This window comes from Actinoplanes sp. NPDC089786 (assembly GCF_040684855.1).
GTDB lineage: Bacteria > Actinomycetota > Actinomycetes > Mycobacteriales > Micromonosporaceae > Actinoplanes.
Window position 1 is genome coordinate 15,499 of sequence record NZ_JBFBGU010000028.1, and the last position, 15,211, is coordinate 30,709.

The following is a 15,211-nucleotide window of genomic DNA, read 5'->3' on the forward strand; positions in this document are numbered from 1 at the left end:
CCACCGAGGCACGACATCCAGCTCTTGACCTTGCCTTTAGTCCTTGGCCAGCCCCGCGCGGCGCAAGGCTTCCGCCATCTCGCTGTTCACCGGCTGCCCACCTTGACGCTGACCACCTTGGCCGCCCTGACCGCCGCGCTGACCGCCCTGGCCGCCCTGACGCTGACCGCCGCGCTGACCGCCTTGACCGCGCTGGCCGCCTTGACCGCCGCCCTCGCGGGGCCCCCGCTGACCCCCCGGGCCGCCGCGCTGGCCGCCTTGACCGCCGCCCTCGCGTGGAGCGCGCTGACCGCCACCGCCACCGCCACCGCCACCGCCGCCCTCGCGCTGTGCCGGCTTGTCCTGGAGGCGCATGGTGAGCGAGATCCGCTTGCGCGCCTCATCCACCTCGACCACCCGAACCTTCACCACATCGCCCGATTTGACCACCTCGCGGGGATCCTTGACGAACGTGTCGGACAGCGCCGAAACGTGGACCAGCCCGTCCTGGTGGACGCCGACGTCGACGAACGCCCCGAACGCGGCCACGTTCGTGACCACGCCCTCCAGGATCATGCCCGGCCTCAGGTCGGCGATCTTCTCGACGCCCTCGGCGAACGTGGCCGTGACGAACTGCGGGCGCGGGTCGCGGCCCGGCTTCTCCAGCTCCTTGAGGATGTCGGTGATCGTCGGCAGGCCGACCGTGTCGGTGACGAAGTCGGTGGGCTTGATGCCGCGCAGCAGCGACCCGTTGCCGATCAGCGTCTTCATGTCGGTGCCGGCCGACTGGAGGATCGTGCGGACCACCGGGTACGACTCGGGGTGCACCGACGACGAGTCCAGCGGGTCGTCGCCGTCGGGGATGCGCAGGAAGCCGGCGCACTGCTCGAACGCCTTCGGGCCGAGCCGGGCCACCTTCCGCAGGTCGTCCCGGGAGCGGAAGCGCCCGTTGGTGTCGCGGTGCAGCACGATGTTCTCGGCCAGGCCGGCGCCGATGCCGGAGACCCGGGTGAGCAGCGGCGCCGACGCGGTGTTCACGTCCACACCGACCGCGTTCACACAGTCTTCGACCACCGCGTCCAGCGAGCGGGACAGCTTCACCTCGGACAGGTCGTGCTGGTACTGCCCGACGCCGATCGAGCGCGGGTCGATCTTGACCAGTTCGGCCAGCGGGTCCTGCAGGCGGCGGGCGATCGACACCGCGCCGCGCAGGGAGACGTCCATGCCGGGCAGTTCCTGGGACGCGTACGCGCTGGCCGAGTAGACCGACGCGCCCGCCTCGGACACCACGATCTTGGTGAGCTTCAGGTCGGGCTGGAGCTTGATCAGGTCGGCGGCCAGCCGGTCGGTCTCGCGGGAGGCGGTGCCGTTGCCGATGGCGATCAGGTCGACGTGGTGTTCCTTGGCCAGCTTGGCCAGGATCGCCAGCGAGGCGTCCCATTTGTTCTGCGGCACGTGCGGGTAGATCGTGGACGTCGCCACGCACTTGCCGGTCCCGTCGACCACGGCCACCTTCACGCCGGTGCGGAAGCCCGGGTCGAGGCCCATCGTGGCGCGGGTGCCGGCCGGCGCGGCGAGCAGCAGGTCACGCAGGTTCGACGCGAAGATGCGGACGGCCTCGTCCTCGGCCGCCTGCCACAGCCGGACGCGCAGGTCGGCGCCCAGGTGGATGAGGATGCGCGTACGCCAGGCCCAGCGCACCGTGTCGGCCAGCCACTTGTCGCCCGGCCGGCCCTGGTCGACGATCCCGTTGCGGCCCGCGATGGAGGCCTCGTACGAGCGGTCCTCCTCCTCGGGCGAAGCCGCCGGGTCCATGGTGAGGTCGAGGACCTCCTCCTTCTCGCCGCGGAACATGGCGAGGATCCGGTGCGACGGCAGCTTCGGGAACGGCTCGGCGAAGTCGAAGTAGTCGCTGAACTTGGCGCCCTCGGTCTCCCTGCCCGCACGAACCTTGGCCGCCAGCCGCCCCCGCGTCCACATACGTTCCCGCAGCTCACCGATCAGGTCGGCGTCCTCGGCGAACCGCTCGATCAGGATCGCCCGGGCGCCGTCCAGCGCGGCCTGCGCGTCGGCCACCCCCTTGTCGGCGTCGACGAACGCGGCCGCCTCGTCCGGCGGGTTCCGGTTCGGGTCGCCGATCAGCAGCTCGGCCAGCGGCTCCAGCCCCGCCTCACGGGCGATCTGGGCGCGGGTGCGGCGCTTGGGCTTGTACGGCAGGTAGATGTCCTCGAGCCGCGCCTTGGTGTCGGCCTCGAGGATCTGCGCCTCGAGCGCGTCGTCCAGCTTGCCCTGCGACCGGATCGACTCGAGAATCGCCGCGCGCCGTTCCTCCAGCTCACGCAGGTAGCCGAGCCGCTCCTCGAGGGTGCGCAGCTGCTGGTCGTCCAGGGTCCCGGTGACCTCCTTGCGGTACCGGGCGATGAACGGCACGGTGGCGCCCCCGTCAAGCAGGTCGACCGCCGCGACCACCTGGTTCTCCCGAACCCCGAGCTCTGTAGCGATGCGCTGATGAATACTGGTCGTCACGGTGGGATTGTCGCTTAGGCGGGTATGCGTTGTCGCGCCGCCCCGCCCCCCACACCCAAGATCAAGATCAAGTGCCGGTCGTAGCGGGGTGGGTGGTGCAGACCGCTGCTCCCGCCGAGGTCGGTCCGGGCGGCCGCACGCTCCGCTTCCGCGGCCGCCCTCCCTGCAACGTGAGTGAGTGGTCACGCCCGCCGCTGACGCGGCCCCCCGGCCTTGCGCGCCGTCGCGTGGCTGACCACGCTTCCCGATCGCGACCGGTCACTCGCTGCGGGCGGTTTCCGGGCCGGTCATGCGTTCGAGCAGGGGCAGCGTGGAGGCGATGATGCCCAGGCAGGCCGCCAGGCCGACCACCACGATGACGTAGTACTCGGCGTCGGGGGCGATCAGCGTGTAGTCCATCTGGGCGCGGAGGAAGAGCTGGGCCGCCAGGAAGCCCATGCCGATCGCCACCACGGCCACGGTCAGCATCGGCACGACGCTCTCCAGGGCCACCACCCGGCGCAGCACGCTGACCGGCACGCCGCTCAGGCGCAGCAGGCTGAACGGGCGCTTCCGCTCGGTCAGGCCGCCGGCCACGCTCACCGCGAGGCTGCACCCGGCCAGCCCGAGGCTGGCGATGATGATGACGTCGGCCAGTTGCTTCCAGCCGCTCAGCTGGTCGGTGAGGGTCGACTCGAACTCGCCGGGGGCGTTCGCGGCCACCCAGAAGTCCGGGAACGCGAGCGAGAGCACGGTGCGCGCCCGTTCGCGTGGGGCGGCCGAACCATCCGTGCCGACCACGATGGACACCACCGGCAGCTTCGCCACCGCGGCCGAGGTGAGCGGCGCGGCGGGCCAGACACGGGTGGCGGAGGCCGACTCGCGCCAGGGAATGAAGTTGCCCGCCACGACGGCCACGTCGGTGCCGGCCGCGCACCGCCCGTACACCGCCGGGATGTCGGCGCAGGCGATCACGCCGGCCTCGCCGCCCTGCACCGGGTTGGAGTGGATCTTCGTGACGGTCCGCACGCCGGGGATCGCGCGAAGCTCCGCCATCAGGGTGTCCGGGACGGTGGGTGGTTCCTCGTAGAAGGCGGTGGACAGGGTGGCGGCGTCGGTCGAGCCGCGCCGGGCCGGGCCGCGCTCCGCGACGATCGTGGTGATCACGCCGACGGCGACGCTGGTCACGAACAGGGCGAGCATGATGCCGCTGATCGCGCGGAAGCCGGCCTTCGGGTTGTCGGCGAGGCGCCGGGCGGCGATGAGCGTGGCGGGGTGGCGGGCCCGCCGGGCCATCAGGCGGGCGCCGGCCATGGTGAGCCACGGCCCGGCCAGCAGCAGGCCGGTCATGACGAGCAGGAGGCCGGGCAGGAAGATGGCGGTCTGCCCGCCCGAGGTCTCCGGCTTGCGGCCGATCGCGAAGGTCAGCAGGGCGATCCCGAGCACCAGCGGGGTCAGGCGCCAAGCCCGCGGCGGGCGCGGGGTGACCCGCCGGGTGACGCCGAGCGGAGAGATCCGTACGCGGGTCAGCGAGACCCACGCCGCCAGCGCCGCGCCGGCCGGCACCCCGATCGCGACCACCAGCACGTCCAGCGGGCGCAGGGACATGTCCGAGGGGAAGAACGGGTCGCCGGTGAACGGGATGCCGGCGAGCCGGCCGCGGAACGCGTAGAACAACGCGAAGCCGAGGACCACGCCGGCCACCGCGGCGAGGGCCGCCTCGGTCGCCGCGATCACCGAGATCTGCCGTGGCGTGGCGCCGACGAGCTGCATCGCCGCGAACCGTTGCTCCCGGCGCGCGGCGCTGAGGCGGGTGGCGGTGCCGATGAAGATGAGCACCGGGAACAGCAGGCCGCCGGCGATGACGCCGAGGATCAGGTCGACGACGGTCTCGGGCAGGGCGGGCGGCTGGTCGCCGACGGTGGCCAGCCGCCGGGCGTGCGGCAGCTTGGCGACCTGGTCCGGAGTGCCACCGACGATGACGAGCAACGAGTCCGGTGACGCCAGCGTGTCGTTGCCGATGACGCCGAGGTTCTGGCCCGGGTAACGGTCGCCCAGTTGGCCGGGCGGCGCCGTGGCCAGGAGCCGGGCCAGCGCCGGTGAGGCGTAGAACTGTCCCGGCCGCGGTGTCACCGGGATGCCGGCCGGGGTCGGTGAGCCGGGGCCGGTGGCGGCGACGTCGACCCGGGTGATCAGCTCGCCGTCGTGGAAGTCCTCGCGGGTCGACCACCACAGCGGTTCCGCCACGTCGCCCGCCGGCTGCGTCGGGTAGAGCGCGGCGTACCGGGTGAGCTGGGAGTTGACCGCGTTGACGCCGGCCAGCGTGACCAGCAGCAGGCCGGCGCCGACGGCGACGGCGAGCGCGATGACGACCAGGCGGGTGAGGGCCTCGCGACCGCCGGAGACGGCGAGGCGGACACCGAAGCGGATCATGAGGCGATCCGGTCGGCCGCGATCACGTGACCGTCGCGCACGATGACCTCGCGATCGGCGTACGCGGCGACCCGCGCCTCGTGGGTGACCAGGACGACCGTCGTACCCTGCTCCCGGGCCGTGCCCACCATCAGGTCCATCACCTGCTCGCCGGTGAGTGAGTCGAGCGCGCCGGTCGGCTCGTCGGCGAACAGCACCCGCGGCTCGGCCACCAGCCCCCGCGCCAGCGCGACCCGCTGCGCCTGACCGCCGGAGAGCTCACCGGACCGGCGCTGCTCCAGGCCCTCGAGGCCGAGCCGCGCGAACCAGCCGCCCGCCCGGCGCAGCGCCTCGGCCCGTTTCACGCCGGCCAGCAGCAGGGGCAACGCCACGTTCTCGACCACGGTCAGCTCGGGCACCAGCTGCCCGAACTGGAACACGAACCCGAAGCGTTCCCGGCGCAGCACGCTGCGCCGGGCCTCGGACATGGTGTCGACCCGCTCGCCGCCGGACCACACCTCGCCCGAGCCGGGCACGAGGATCCCGGCCAGGCAGTGCAGCAGCGTCGACTTGCCGGACCCGCTCGGGCCCATGATGGCGAGGATCTCGCCCTGCTCGACGGAGATGCTCGCCCCGCGCAGCGCCGGGGTCGCCCCGAACGAGAACACCATCTCACGTGCTTCCACCGCGATCGTCACGGCCGGACCACCTTCCGCAGCGCGTCGAGCCGGGCGCTGGTCGCCTCGATCCAGCGCAGGTCAGCCTCGAGGTGATAGAGGCCGTGATCGGCGAGCATCACGTCGACGAGCCCACCGGCCCGCTTGATCTCGGTCAGCTCGCGCATCCGCTGCAGGTGGGCGCGGCGCTGGGTGTCCAGGTATTCCTCGGCCGGGCGGTCCAGCATCAGCGCCAGCGCCACCTTGGTGAACAGCAGGCTCTGCAGGTGGGGCTCCGGCTCGACCGCCTGGGTCAGCCACTGGTCCACATCGGTCGCGCCGACGTCGGTGATGACGTACTGCTTGCGGTCCGGCCCGACGCCCGGGCCGACCTCGCTGATCACCACCTTGCCGTCCCGGGCCAGCCGGCTCAGCGTCGAGTAGACCTGCCCGAACGGTAGCGGCTTGCCCCGGCCGAAGTAGGTGTCGTAGGCGCGCTTGAGGTCGTACCCATGGCTGGGCTCTCGATCGAGCAGGCCGAGGAGGGTGAGGGGAACACTCATGCCGGCGACCATACACCGGAGGTATACACCGCGTATATACCCTCGGTGCGGGGCTTCGCTGGGCCGGGATCAGGCGCGTACGGCCTTCAGGGCGGCTTCGGTGCGGGAGGCGGCGCCGGTCTTGCGGAGCAAGTTGGACACGTGGACGGTGACCGTGCGGACCGAGATGCCCAGGACCCGGGCTATCTGCTTGTTGGACATCCCCTCGGCCAGCAGGCCCAATACCTCGCGCTCGCGGGCGGTCAGGTCGGCGGCGGCGGGGTGGCCGGCCAGGCCGGACGGGCCGCCGGAGCCCTCCACGGCGATGAGCTCGGTCAGGCGGTAGGGGTTGCCTCCGGTGCGGCGCCAGACCGCGTCGGCCAGGTCGGGCGCAAGCGTGCTGTCGGCGTACACGTGATCAAGAATTTGACCCACCTGAGTGGCGTCGAGGGCGTTGAGGTGGTGCCGGGACGCGCCGGGCACGCCGGAGAGGCAGGCCAGGGTGCGGGCGGTGAGCAGCGGGGATACGGCGGCGTCGGGGGGCTGGCTGGTCACCAGCAGGAGGGCCGGCAGGTCGGTCGTGGCCAGTTCGGCCACCAGGTTCAGGCTGGCCGGGTCGAGGGCGTGCAGGTCTTCCACGACCAGCACCCGGGGCCGGCCGGCGACGACGGCGTGGACGGTGGCCACGGCGATGCGCAGGAGGGCGTCGGGGGTGTAGCGCTCGCGGGGCAGGTCGGGGTCCTGGGCCAGCCAGCGCAGGGCGTCCCGGGGCAGGTCCAGGCCGGCCAGGTCGTGGCCGGTCAGCGCCGAGGCCAGCCAGTCGTACGGCGCGGGGGTGTGCAGGCGGGCCCGGCCCATCAGCGCGTCGGGCGGGGCGGCGGCCGCCGCGAGGGTGCTCTTCCCGGTGCCGGGCAGGCCGGTGATCACCGCGGGGACGGGCCGGCCGGTGCGCTTGACGCGTGCCCAGGCCTCCCTGAGTTCGCGCAGAGCGGCGTCGCGTCCTACCATCGGCACCGGCATCACATACTCAACCCTACGTAACGTGTACTAGAGACGCGGACGGCGGGGTTTGGCAGGCTTGGAGACATGACGCTCGTCATCCGCGCGGTCGGCGCCTCCGATCAGGGGCTGGTCCGGAACAACAACGAGGACGCGGTCTTCGTCGGCCGGCGGCTGCTCGTGATCGCCGACGGCATGGGCGGGCTGCCCGCCGGCGAACTGGCCAGCGACATCCTGGTGAAGACCCTCTCGGTGGTCGACGAACGCCCCGACGGCGGCGAGCCGCTGCAGGACGTGATCGACGCCGTGGAGACCGCGAACCAGCGCATCCTGGAAGCGGTGGCCGACGACGACGCCCGCGACGGCATGGGCACGACGGTGACGGCGATGCTGCTGGCCGGCGACCGGGTGGCCGCGCTGAACGTCGGCGACTCCCGCCTCTACCTGCTCCGCGACGGCGAGATGAACCAGCTGACCAGGGACGACACCTACGTCCAGGCGCTCGTCGACCAGGGCGTCCTCTCGCCCGACGACGCTCGGCGCCACCCGCAGCGCGCCCTGGTCACCCAGGCCGTCCAGGGCGGCCCGTTCCGCCCGGCCGGCCGGATGATCCCGATCCAGCCGGCCGACCGTTTCCTCCTGTGCAGTGACGGTCTGACCGATTACGTGGAGGACGACCAGATCGCCGAGGTCCTCAAGCACGAGCCCGACCGCAAGACCTGCGCCGAGCAGCTGGTCCGCCGCACCCTGGACGCCGGCGCCCCCGACAACGTGAGCGTGATCGTCGCCGACGTCTGCCCCGCATGATCGCCACGGAACGGCTGGTCCTGCGCCGCTTCCGCCCGTCCGACACCCCGGTTCTGGCCGCCTACCGCGCCGACCCGGCGGTGGCCCGCTACCAGAGCTGGGAGCCAACGGCGCCGGTGCCCTACTTCGGCGACGGCGAGCCCGACATCCCCGGCTGGTTCCAGTACGCGATCGAACGCGTCGCCGACCGGGTGCTCGTCGGCGACGTCGGCGTCAACACCCACGAGAACCTGATGCAGGCCGAGATCGGCTTCACGCTGGCCCGGGCCGAGCAGGGCCGGGGCTACGCCACCGAGGCGGTGACCGGGCTGCTCGGGCACCTGTTCCGGGTGCGCGGCCTGCACCGCGTGTCGGCCGGGTGCGACGCCCGCAACACCGCGTCGGCCCGCCTCCTGGAACGGGCCGGCTTCACCCGCGAGGGCCTGCGACGCGAACACTCCTGGCACAAGAACGAGTGGACCGACGAGCTGCTGTTCGGCCTCCTGGCCCGCGACTGGCTGCCCATCCGGTCAGCGTGACAAATGACGCAACGCGGTGGCCAGCCAGTCAAGGTCGTCGGTGGCGTCGGGCCAGCTGCGTTGTCCACGCACCCGGGAGGCGAGCAGGCGGTACCGTTCGGCGCCCGCCTCGATGCCCGCCTCCAGGCAGGCGAGCACGGCGGCCAGATCATCGTTCCTGAACATGTCCGCGACCAGCTCGGCCGCGGCCGGCCCATCCGGGTGGATCCCGTCCCGCCGGGCCTCGGCCACGGTTTCGACCACCTGCCGGGCCCACCAGATGCGCGCGCCCGGCGGCTTGGGCTGACCGGGCACCGGGGTGCTCAGCTCCAGGAAGAGCCGCATCCGCGCCCGGAATCCCGGATCCTGAACCAGCTCGGCCAGGTCGATCCAGGCATCCACCTGCTCGGGCGTCGGATCGTCGGGCAGGTCGATCCGCAACGCGCGCAGCTTGTCACGCTGACCCGCATCAATGTCGAGACCGCCGAACACCTCCGCCTTGAAATCGTCGATGATCTGTACACGTTCGGCCGCTGAAAGCCGCGCCAACCGATTCATGAGTGCTGTCTCCTCCGCGCTGGAACCACGTTTCGAAACGGTGGACAACACCGCCCGGCTGACCTTGAGCGAACGGATCTTCGCGTCGAGCGCCGCCACCTGCGTCTCGGCCACCGCCGCCACCGTGGTCGTGCCGTCGAGCACCCGGCGCACGTCACCCAGCCCGAGCCCGAGCTCCCGCAGCGTGCGAACCAGCTCGACCCGGGCCACCCCCGCGGCGTCGTAGAGCCGGTAGCCGCCCGCCGAACGCCCGGCCGGCGGGATCGCGCCCTCGTCCGACCAGAAGCGCAGGGTGCGCACGTCGAGGCCGCTGAGGCGCGCGAGCTGTCCAATGGTGAGCAGGTCGTCCATGGGATGATCCTCAACGTTCCAGCCGCTGGAGAGTCAAGTTCACAGTCAAGAGCTTGATGTCGTAGCCGGGTGGGTGGCACAGACCGTCGCTCCCGCCGAGGCCGCACGACCGGCTCTGGCCGCTGGCGCGTCCATGACGAGCCGGCCGCGCTTCATTCTGCGTAGGAAGACCTCGAAGGATTTGGGGGTTGAGATCAGGAACGTCCTCCCTGGTGGGATGTGCGGGCTTGGTGTCCCAGTACCCATCGAGGAGGACGTTCGTGGTTCAGCGTAGTGGGTTGACCCGGGGAGATCGTCGGCGTAATACCCGGATTGAGGGGTTGCGGCGGGTGGTGACCGCGGATCGGGCGGTCCTCGCGGGTGACCGCCGGGCCGACGCCTCGGCCTGGGGCTCGGATGCCTTTCCCGAGCTGACGGGTCATGTCACCTTTTCGTGGGACACCCTGGAGTGGTGGGAGGAGGACGAGCAGGTCTTCGTTCACGCGTGGAGCCCGTACCACCGGGTCGATGTGCTGCCGTCGTCGCGGCGGGTCGAGGTGTTCGTCGGCGGTGACAAGGTGGCGGACAGCGCACGTCCGTATCTGCTCTTCGAGACCCACCTGCCGACGCGCTACTACCTGCCGTTCGCCGACGTGCGGGCCGACCTGCTCGTGGCCAGCGAGACGGTGACCCGGTGCCCGTACAAGGGGGTGGCGCGCTACTGGTCGCATCCGGCCGTACCCGATGTGGCCTGGTCCTATCCGGAGCCGATCGCCGAGAATCCGCGGATTCGCGGGCTTTGTCGTTCTACCAGGAGCGGGTCGACATCGTACTGGACGGTCGGCGGCTGGAGCGTCCACACACGCCGTTCACCTGACCGCGGAGGGCCGCCCCCGCGATAACATTCGCGGCATGAATCCGGAGGATCGGTTCGACGAGCTGATCGCCGCGATGGCCGGCCTGGGTGCCACGCCACCCGCGGGCGGGCGCCGTTTCCACTCCCCCGCGCTGCGCTACGAGGGCCGGGTGATCGCCATGCTCAGCGGGCCCAGCCTGGCCGTGAAACTGCCCCGCGATCTGGTTGACGAACTGGTCACGCGCGGCTACGGCGACTATTTCGCCGGCCTCGGGGGCGCGCCGATGCGGGAGTGGTTCGTGCTCGCTCCCGATTCCGACGTCCCGTGGCTCGAGCTGGCCAAAGAGGCTCTGGCGTACGCGCAACGGGCGCAGATCGGGCGTACCTGAAGAGAATCACGCCGGCTTCGAAGAGTGGTGGCGGGTGGCGGTATCCGACGCCCCAATGGCGCCCTGAGCTACCACCGGGCGGGGGCGGCGGGCGGCCAGGACCGCGGCCGTGGCCAGCACCGCCAGGGCGGCGAGCAGCCACAGGGCGCCGGCGCCGCCGACGAACCCGGCGATCGCCTCCTGCACCCGGCCCGCCGCGGTCACCACCGGGTCGGCGCCGGCGGCCTTGCGGTCGGCGACCACCCGCAGCTCGTAGACGCCGTACCACGCCACGTAACAACCGGTGACGATGAGGACGACGCCGCTGATCCGGGGCGCCAGCGCCGACACGCGTCGCATCCGGCCGATCACCGAGTCGCGGAGCAGGGCCACCGCCACCGCGGCGACCGAGATGACCAGGCCCATGCCGGCGCCGTAGGCCAGGAACAGGCTCAGGCCGTCGAGGGGTGAACCGGTTCGAGTGCCGGCCACCACAATGGCCAGGAACGGGCCCGCGGCGCACCCGAGGGAGGCCAGGGCGTACGCCATGCCGAAGGCCACCGTGGACCACGCCGAGCCGGTCAGCCGCGGCGCGCGCAACCCGCCGCCCAGCCGGGGCAGGGCACGCCCGGTGACCAACCAGGCCCCGGCGAGCGCCAGCCCGAGGCCGAGCACCACGGTCAGCCAGGGCAACCGCGGCTGGAGCAGATCTTCGATCGGGGTCAGCACCAGGCCGAACGCGCCGAAGACCAGCACGTACCCCAGGGTCAGCAGGAGGGCGCAGCGCAGCGCACGGCCGACGGCCGCGACCGGCCCGCCGGAGCGGTCGCCGGCGACCAGGACCGAGAGGTACGCGGGCAGCAGGGCGAACCCGCAGGGATTCACCGCGCCCAGCATCCCGGCCGTGATCGCCAGCGCCAGCATGCTCAGCCCACCAGGGTCCTCACCTTGGCGGGCAGGTCGACGGCGTCGAGATAGCTGCTGGTGACGACCTTGCCCTGGGCGTCGATCAGCACGTACGTGCTCTGCTGGGTGATGCCGAACTTGCGCCACACCGCGCCGGCCTGGTCGTCCAGCGTGCGGACGTCGGGGATCTCCAGGTCGCTGACGAACTCGTGCATCTCGGCGTTGCTGCCCAGGCCGGCGATGCCGAGGACGCCGAGCTTCCCGGCGTACTCCTGCTGCACCTCCTGCACCGAGCTGGCCTGACCCGCGCAGGTCGCGCACCACGGGGCCCAGAACCAGAGCAGCGCGGGCTTGCCGGCCAGCGTGGCCGCGTCGAAGGCCTGCCCGTCGAGCGTCTTGCCGGCGAAGGCCAGCGACGCCGCGACCTTGGCCGGCGCGGGCGGCCCGCCGGGAGCAGACGACGCGGAAGCGGGAGCAGCCGGCGGGGAAGCGGGAGCAGCCGGCGGGGGCGCGGCCGGCGCCGCCGCGGTGCCACAGCCGGCCAGCAGTCCCAGACCGAGGGCGGCGACGAGAAGCTTGCGGATCACGTCGGAGCCCCCTCCAGCCGCAGCGCGAGCGCCGGGCAGACGTTGACCGCCTTGCGCGCGCCGTTCTCCAGCCACGGCGGCAGCGGCGTCTGCGGGAACGCCGGGAAGCCGTTCGCGTCCAGCCGGATGATCTCCGGGGCGACCGCCGAGCACAGCCCGTGCCCGTCACAGCGCGACCAGTCCACCGCGAGCTTCCGGGCGCCCTGCTCGGCCTGGTACGGCAGCGGCAGAACGCCGCGCACCTGCTTGCCGCAGCCCTCGCCGTTGGCGTGCGCCTCGACGTCGCGGGCGAAGACCTCCAGCGCCGACAGCGCGAACCGGGACGTGCCGTCCGGGTGGCTGCACGCCCCCCGGCCCTTGACCACACCGGCCGCCGCCCGCACGTGCTCGAGCGCGCTGCCGCCCAGGGCGACCAGCGTGACCGCGCGGGCCAGGTCGGGCAGGCCCATCCGGCAGGGACCGCACTGCCCGGCCGACTCGCCGGCCAGGTACTGCACGACCTGCGCGGCCTCGCCCAGCGGGCAGGTGGCCGAGCCGATCGGGATCAGCATCCCGGCGCCCAGCGTGCCGCCGACCGCCGCGAAGCCCTTGCGGGAGACGGTCACCGTCTCGGCCGCCTCGGCGCTGATCCACTTGCCGTGGTAGCCACCGACCAGCAGGCCGGGGCCGATGTCGGCCCCGCACATGTTGAGGATGTCCATCACCGGGGTGCCGGTGGGCGCCTCGATGACCGCGGGCGCGCTGGCCGAGCCGCCGACGGTCAGCATGACCGTGCCGGGCTCCTCCGGGATGCCGACCGCGTTGTACTCCCACGGTCCGAGCCGGGCCGCGATCGCCAGCTGCGAGTACGTCTCGGCGTTGGACAGCAGGGTGGGCAGGCCCATCACGCCGTTGTCGCTGGAGCGCACCTTGCGCCCGGGCGGGATGTGCGCCTCGCCGTTGATGCCGCGGACCAGCGCGCCGCCCTCACCGGAGATGAACCGGTGGGGCACCGTGACGATCCGGGTCGGCACCGGCATCCGGCGCTCGGCAAGCGCGGCGGCCAGCGAGGTCATGCCGATACCGTCGTCGGCGATGCCGATGACGATCTCCTCGGCGTCGAGGGCGGCCGCGGCCAGGGCGGCGCCGTCGAGGATCAGGTGCGGTCCCCGGGTGAGGATCACCTTGTCCTTCCACGACGGCGGTTCGCCCTCGGTGGCGTTGACGACGACCACCGGCGGCAGGTCCTGCCGGCGGCAGGAGTCGAGGACAGCACGTACTTTTCGGGCGAACGGGAAGCCCGCACCCCCGCGGCCACGGAGTTCGATCCGGTCGGCCAGCCCGATGAGCTCACCCGATGACAATTGAGCGAACCCGCCGTGCACCTCCTGGTGCGAGGCGAGATCCAACCGGCCGTACTCGTCGAAGCCCGCGGTGATACGCGGTGTGCCGATGCTGGTGACCGGCGGGACCTGCGACGAACTCACCTAGCGAGCCTCTCCCCTGAGCTGACGCCAGTACCCGGCGTCGTCTAGCGATTCGTCTCCCCCACTGACCCGATCACGCCGGCCGCCTCCCCTGGGCCGGATCGGTTCCGCCTGCTGCGCCTGACGGCGAGCACGACGCGAAGCCATGTCGACGAGCGTTGGGGTCTCGTCGGGCTCCATGTAGTTCGCGTCCGACCGGCCACGCCATCCCTCGGACTGCGGGGCGAGGTCGACGAACTCACTGCGGCTGTGCCGGCCGGAGTCGGCCCGGTCGACGTCGTCCCGGCGGGAGCGCCGCGGGGTGTCGTCGTAGGCCTCGTACTCGCCGGTGCGGTAGTCGCCGCGGCGCCCGCGGGGCGGGACCGGGGCCTCCTCGTACCGGGCGTCCTCGTAGCGGCGGCCGCGCGGGACGTCCTCGTACCGGTCGTCGTCGTAACGACGGGGAACGTCCTCGTAGCGGCCGCCACGCGGGCGCGGCGCCTCGTCGTAGCGGTAGCGCTCGTCCTCGATCGCGCGGCGGGACATCTGACCGGTGGGCTCGTCGTAGCCCTCCATCGCGCGGCGGGACATGGCGCCGGTCGGCTCATCGTAGCGCTCCTCGGCGCGGCGGCGGCCACGGCGGCCGTAGCCATCGTCCTCGTACGGCATCGGGCTGATCGGGTTGCTGCTGATCGGCATCGCGCCGGCCGGCATGGCACTGGCCGGCATGGAGCTGGCCGGCATGGAGCTGGCGGGCATGGCGCTGGCGGGCGGCATCATCACCGGCGGGCGCGGGCTGGCCGGCTTGAAGGTGGCCGGCCCGACCGGCTCCGGGCGCTCCTCGCGCTCCTCGCGGCGCTTGCGCCGGGGGGCGTCGTCCCGCGCCGCCTCGCCGACCGGGCGCATCGAGCCGGTCGAGGTGGAGCTGAAGTCCTTCTTGCGGTTCAGGCTGACCGAGAGGCGCACGGCCAGGCCGATCAGCACGCCCAGCACGCAGACCACGTAGCTGACCGTGACCCAGGTGGCGGCCGGGCGGCCGGCGGCCAGGCCGTGGATCAGGGCGAGCGGCCACATCAGGTACGAGACGGCGTGGATCGAGCGCCACATCCACGGCTTGCCCCGGCCGATGAACTTGGACCGGGCCAGACCGGTCCACATCACCATGATCATGACCCAGCCGGACAGGGTGCCGAGGCCGATGTACACCCGGTTGTAGGGCGACAGGAACGGGATGAACATGTCGATCGCGGTGATGTGCTCTTCCATGAACTTCGTCCACACGTGGGCGACCAGGGACGTCACCGCGATGACGCCGGTGGTGCGGTGGGCCGACTGGAGCAGCACGCGCTGCCGGATGGAGAGCACCAGGCGGTCGGTGGAGACCAGCCCGACCATGATCGTGATGGACAGCGACACCAGGGTCAGCACGCCCATGTAGTACTCGGAGTACGCGAAGAAGTAGTAGTACCCGACCCTGCCGAACGGGGTCAGCATCGCCGCGGCCCACAAGGCCGTGAGGATCGATACCACGAGCACAGCGACCGACCACTTGGACGGTGGCTTCCGTCCGCCGGTGGCGCCGACGGCCACCGGCTCGGGCCGACTGACGGTTCGTTCGTTGTATCTCGTCCGAGCCATTGACTCCTCGTTCTCCGCAGCGGTGTCGCGTCCGAAGGGCATCCGGGACGCCGGCATCCGTGGGGGATGCCCCGCGCTTCAGTTCTGGGGGCCGGGGCGGCCGCGGTTCTCCTTTGCCCGTTTGCA

At 72.2% G+C, this 15,211-nt stretch carries 14 protein-coding genes; 4 read left to right on the forward strand and 10 right to left on the reverse strand.

What is annotated here, in order from left to right:
* Nucleotides 1-36: 36 nt before the first annotated feature.
* The 5 genes from AB0O15_RS41960 to AB0O15_RS41980 all read right to left on the reverse strand — a co-directional run bounded on the left by AB0O15_RS41960 (nucleotide 37) and on the right by AB0O15_RS41980 (nucleotide 7,114).
* Nucleotides 37-2,505: a Tex family protein gene (locus AB0O15_RS41960; RefSeq protein ID WP_364331639.1), complete on the reverse strand. Its 2,469-nt coding sequence runs from the start codon at nucleotides 2,503-2,505 to the stop codon at nucleotides 37-39.
* 258 nt (nucleotides 2,506-2,763) lie between these two features.
* Nucleotides 2,764-4,917, reverse strand: a complete 2,154-nt coding sequence (locus AB0O15_RS41965; protein ID WP_364331642.1) for an FtsX-like permease family protein — start codon at nucleotides 4,915-4,917, stop codon at nucleotides 2,764-2,766.
* A complete protein-coding gene (locus AB0O15_RS41970; protein ID WP_364331645.1) occupies nucleotides 4,914-5,594 on the reverse strand; it encodes an ABC transporter ATP-binding protein in 681 nt (226 codons plus the stop codon). Before AB0O15_RS41970 ends, AB0O15_RS41965 begins: the two co-directional genes overlap by 4 nt.
* Nucleotides 5,591-6,115, reverse strand: a complete 525-nt coding sequence (locus AB0O15_RS41975) for a PadR family transcriptional regulator (RefSeq protein WP_364331647.1) — start codon at nucleotides 6,113-6,115, stop codon at nucleotides 5,591-5,593. Before AB0O15_RS41975 ends, AB0O15_RS41970 begins: the two co-directional genes overlap by 4 nt.
* A 69-nt stretch (nucleotides 6,116-6,184) precedes the next feature.
* Nucleotides 6,185-7,114, reverse strand: coding sequence for a LuxR C-terminal-related transcriptional regulator (locus tag AB0O15_RS41980; RefSeq protein ID WP_364331650.1), 930 nt, complete (start codon nucleotides 7,112-7,114; stop codon nucleotides 6,185-6,187).
* Between the two features lie 66 nt (nucleotides 7,115-7,180).
* Between AB0O15_RS41980 and AB0O15_RS41985 the strand changes: the two genes are divergently transcribed.
* Together AB0O15_RS41985 and AB0O15_RS41990 are read left to right on the forward strand one after the other, a co-directional pair.
* Nucleotides 7,181-7,900 carry a protein phosphatase 2C domain-containing protein gene (locus AB0O15_RS41985; protein WP_364331653.1) on the forward strand — a complete coding sequence of 240 codons (720 nt, stop codon included), beginning with the start codon at nucleotides 7,181-7,183 and terminating at the stop codon, nucleotides 7,898-7,900.
* Nucleotides 7,897-8,418 carry a GNAT family protein gene (locus tag AB0O15_RS41990; RefSeq protein WP_364331656.1) on the forward strand — a complete coding sequence of 174 codons (522 nt, stop codon included), beginning with the start codon at nucleotides 7,897-7,899 and terminating at the stop codon, nucleotides 8,416-8,418. The genes AB0O15_RS41985 and AB0O15_RS41990 overlap by 4 nt, the downstream gene beginning before the upstream one ends.
* Here the strand turns inward: AB0O15_RS41990 and AB0O15_RS41995 are convergent.
* Nucleotides 8,410-9,306 (reverse strand): MerR family transcriptional regulator, encoded by an 897-nt coding sequence (locus tag AB0O15_RS41995; RefSeq protein WP_364331659.1) that lies wholly within the window; start codon nucleotides 9,304-9,306, stop codon nucleotides 8,410-8,412. The two genes, AB0O15_RS41990 and AB0O15_RS41995, sit on opposite strands and share 9 nt — an antisense overlap.
* A gap of 329 nt (nucleotides 9,307-9,635) precedes the next feature.
* On the opposite strand from AB0O15_RS41995, the gene AB0O15_RS42000 reads away from it, so the two are divergent.
* Nucleotides 9,636-10,187, forward strand: a complete 552-nt coding sequence (locus AB0O15_RS42000; protein ID WP_364331661.1) for a DUF427 domain-containing protein — start codon at nucleotides 9,636-9,638, stop codon at nucleotides 10,185-10,187.
* Nucleotides 10,188-10,197: 10 nt separating this feature from the next.
* Complete coding sequence (locus AB0O15_RS42005) at nucleotides 10,198-10,530, forward strand: hypothetical protein (protein WP_364331664.1); 333 nt, start codon at nucleotides 10,198-10,200, stop codon at nucleotides 10,528-10,530.
* Nucleotides 10,531-10,536: 6 nt separating this feature from the next.
* Here the strand turns inward: AB0O15_RS42005 and AB0O15_RS42010 are convergent, their stop codons facing one another.
* The 4 genes from AB0O15_RS42010 to AB0O15_RS42025 are packed head-to-tail and all read right to left on the reverse strand — an operon-like array spanning nucleotide 10,537 to nucleotide 15,085.
* A complete protein-coding gene (locus AB0O15_RS42010) occupies nucleotides 10,537-11,433 on the reverse strand; it encodes a cytochrome c biogenesis CcdA family protein (protein ID WP_364331667.1) in 897 nt (298 codons plus the stop codon).
* A gap of 2 nt (nucleotides 11,434-11,435) precedes the next feature.
* Nucleotides 11,436-12,002 (reverse strand): redoxin family protein, encoded by a 567-nt coding sequence (locus AB0O15_RS42015; RefSeq protein WP_364331670.1) that lies wholly within the window; start codon nucleotides 12,000-12,002, stop codon nucleotides 11,436-11,438.
* Nucleotides 11,999-13,468: an NADH-ubiquinone oxidoreductase-F iron-sulfur binding region domain-containing protein gene (locus AB0O15_RS42020; RefSeq protein ID WP_364331673.1), complete on the reverse strand. Its 1,470-nt coding sequence runs from the start codon at nucleotides 13,466-13,468 to the stop codon at nucleotides 11,999-12,001. Before AB0O15_RS42020 ends, AB0O15_RS42015 begins: the two co-directional genes overlap by 4 nt.
* Nucleotides 13,469-15,085, reverse strand: coding sequence for a translation initiation factor III (locus AB0O15_RS42025; protein WP_364331676.1), 1,617 nt, complete (start codon nucleotides 15,083-15,085; stop codon nucleotides 13,469-13,471).
* Between the last annotated feature and the right edge of the window lie 126 nt (nucleotides 15,086-15,211).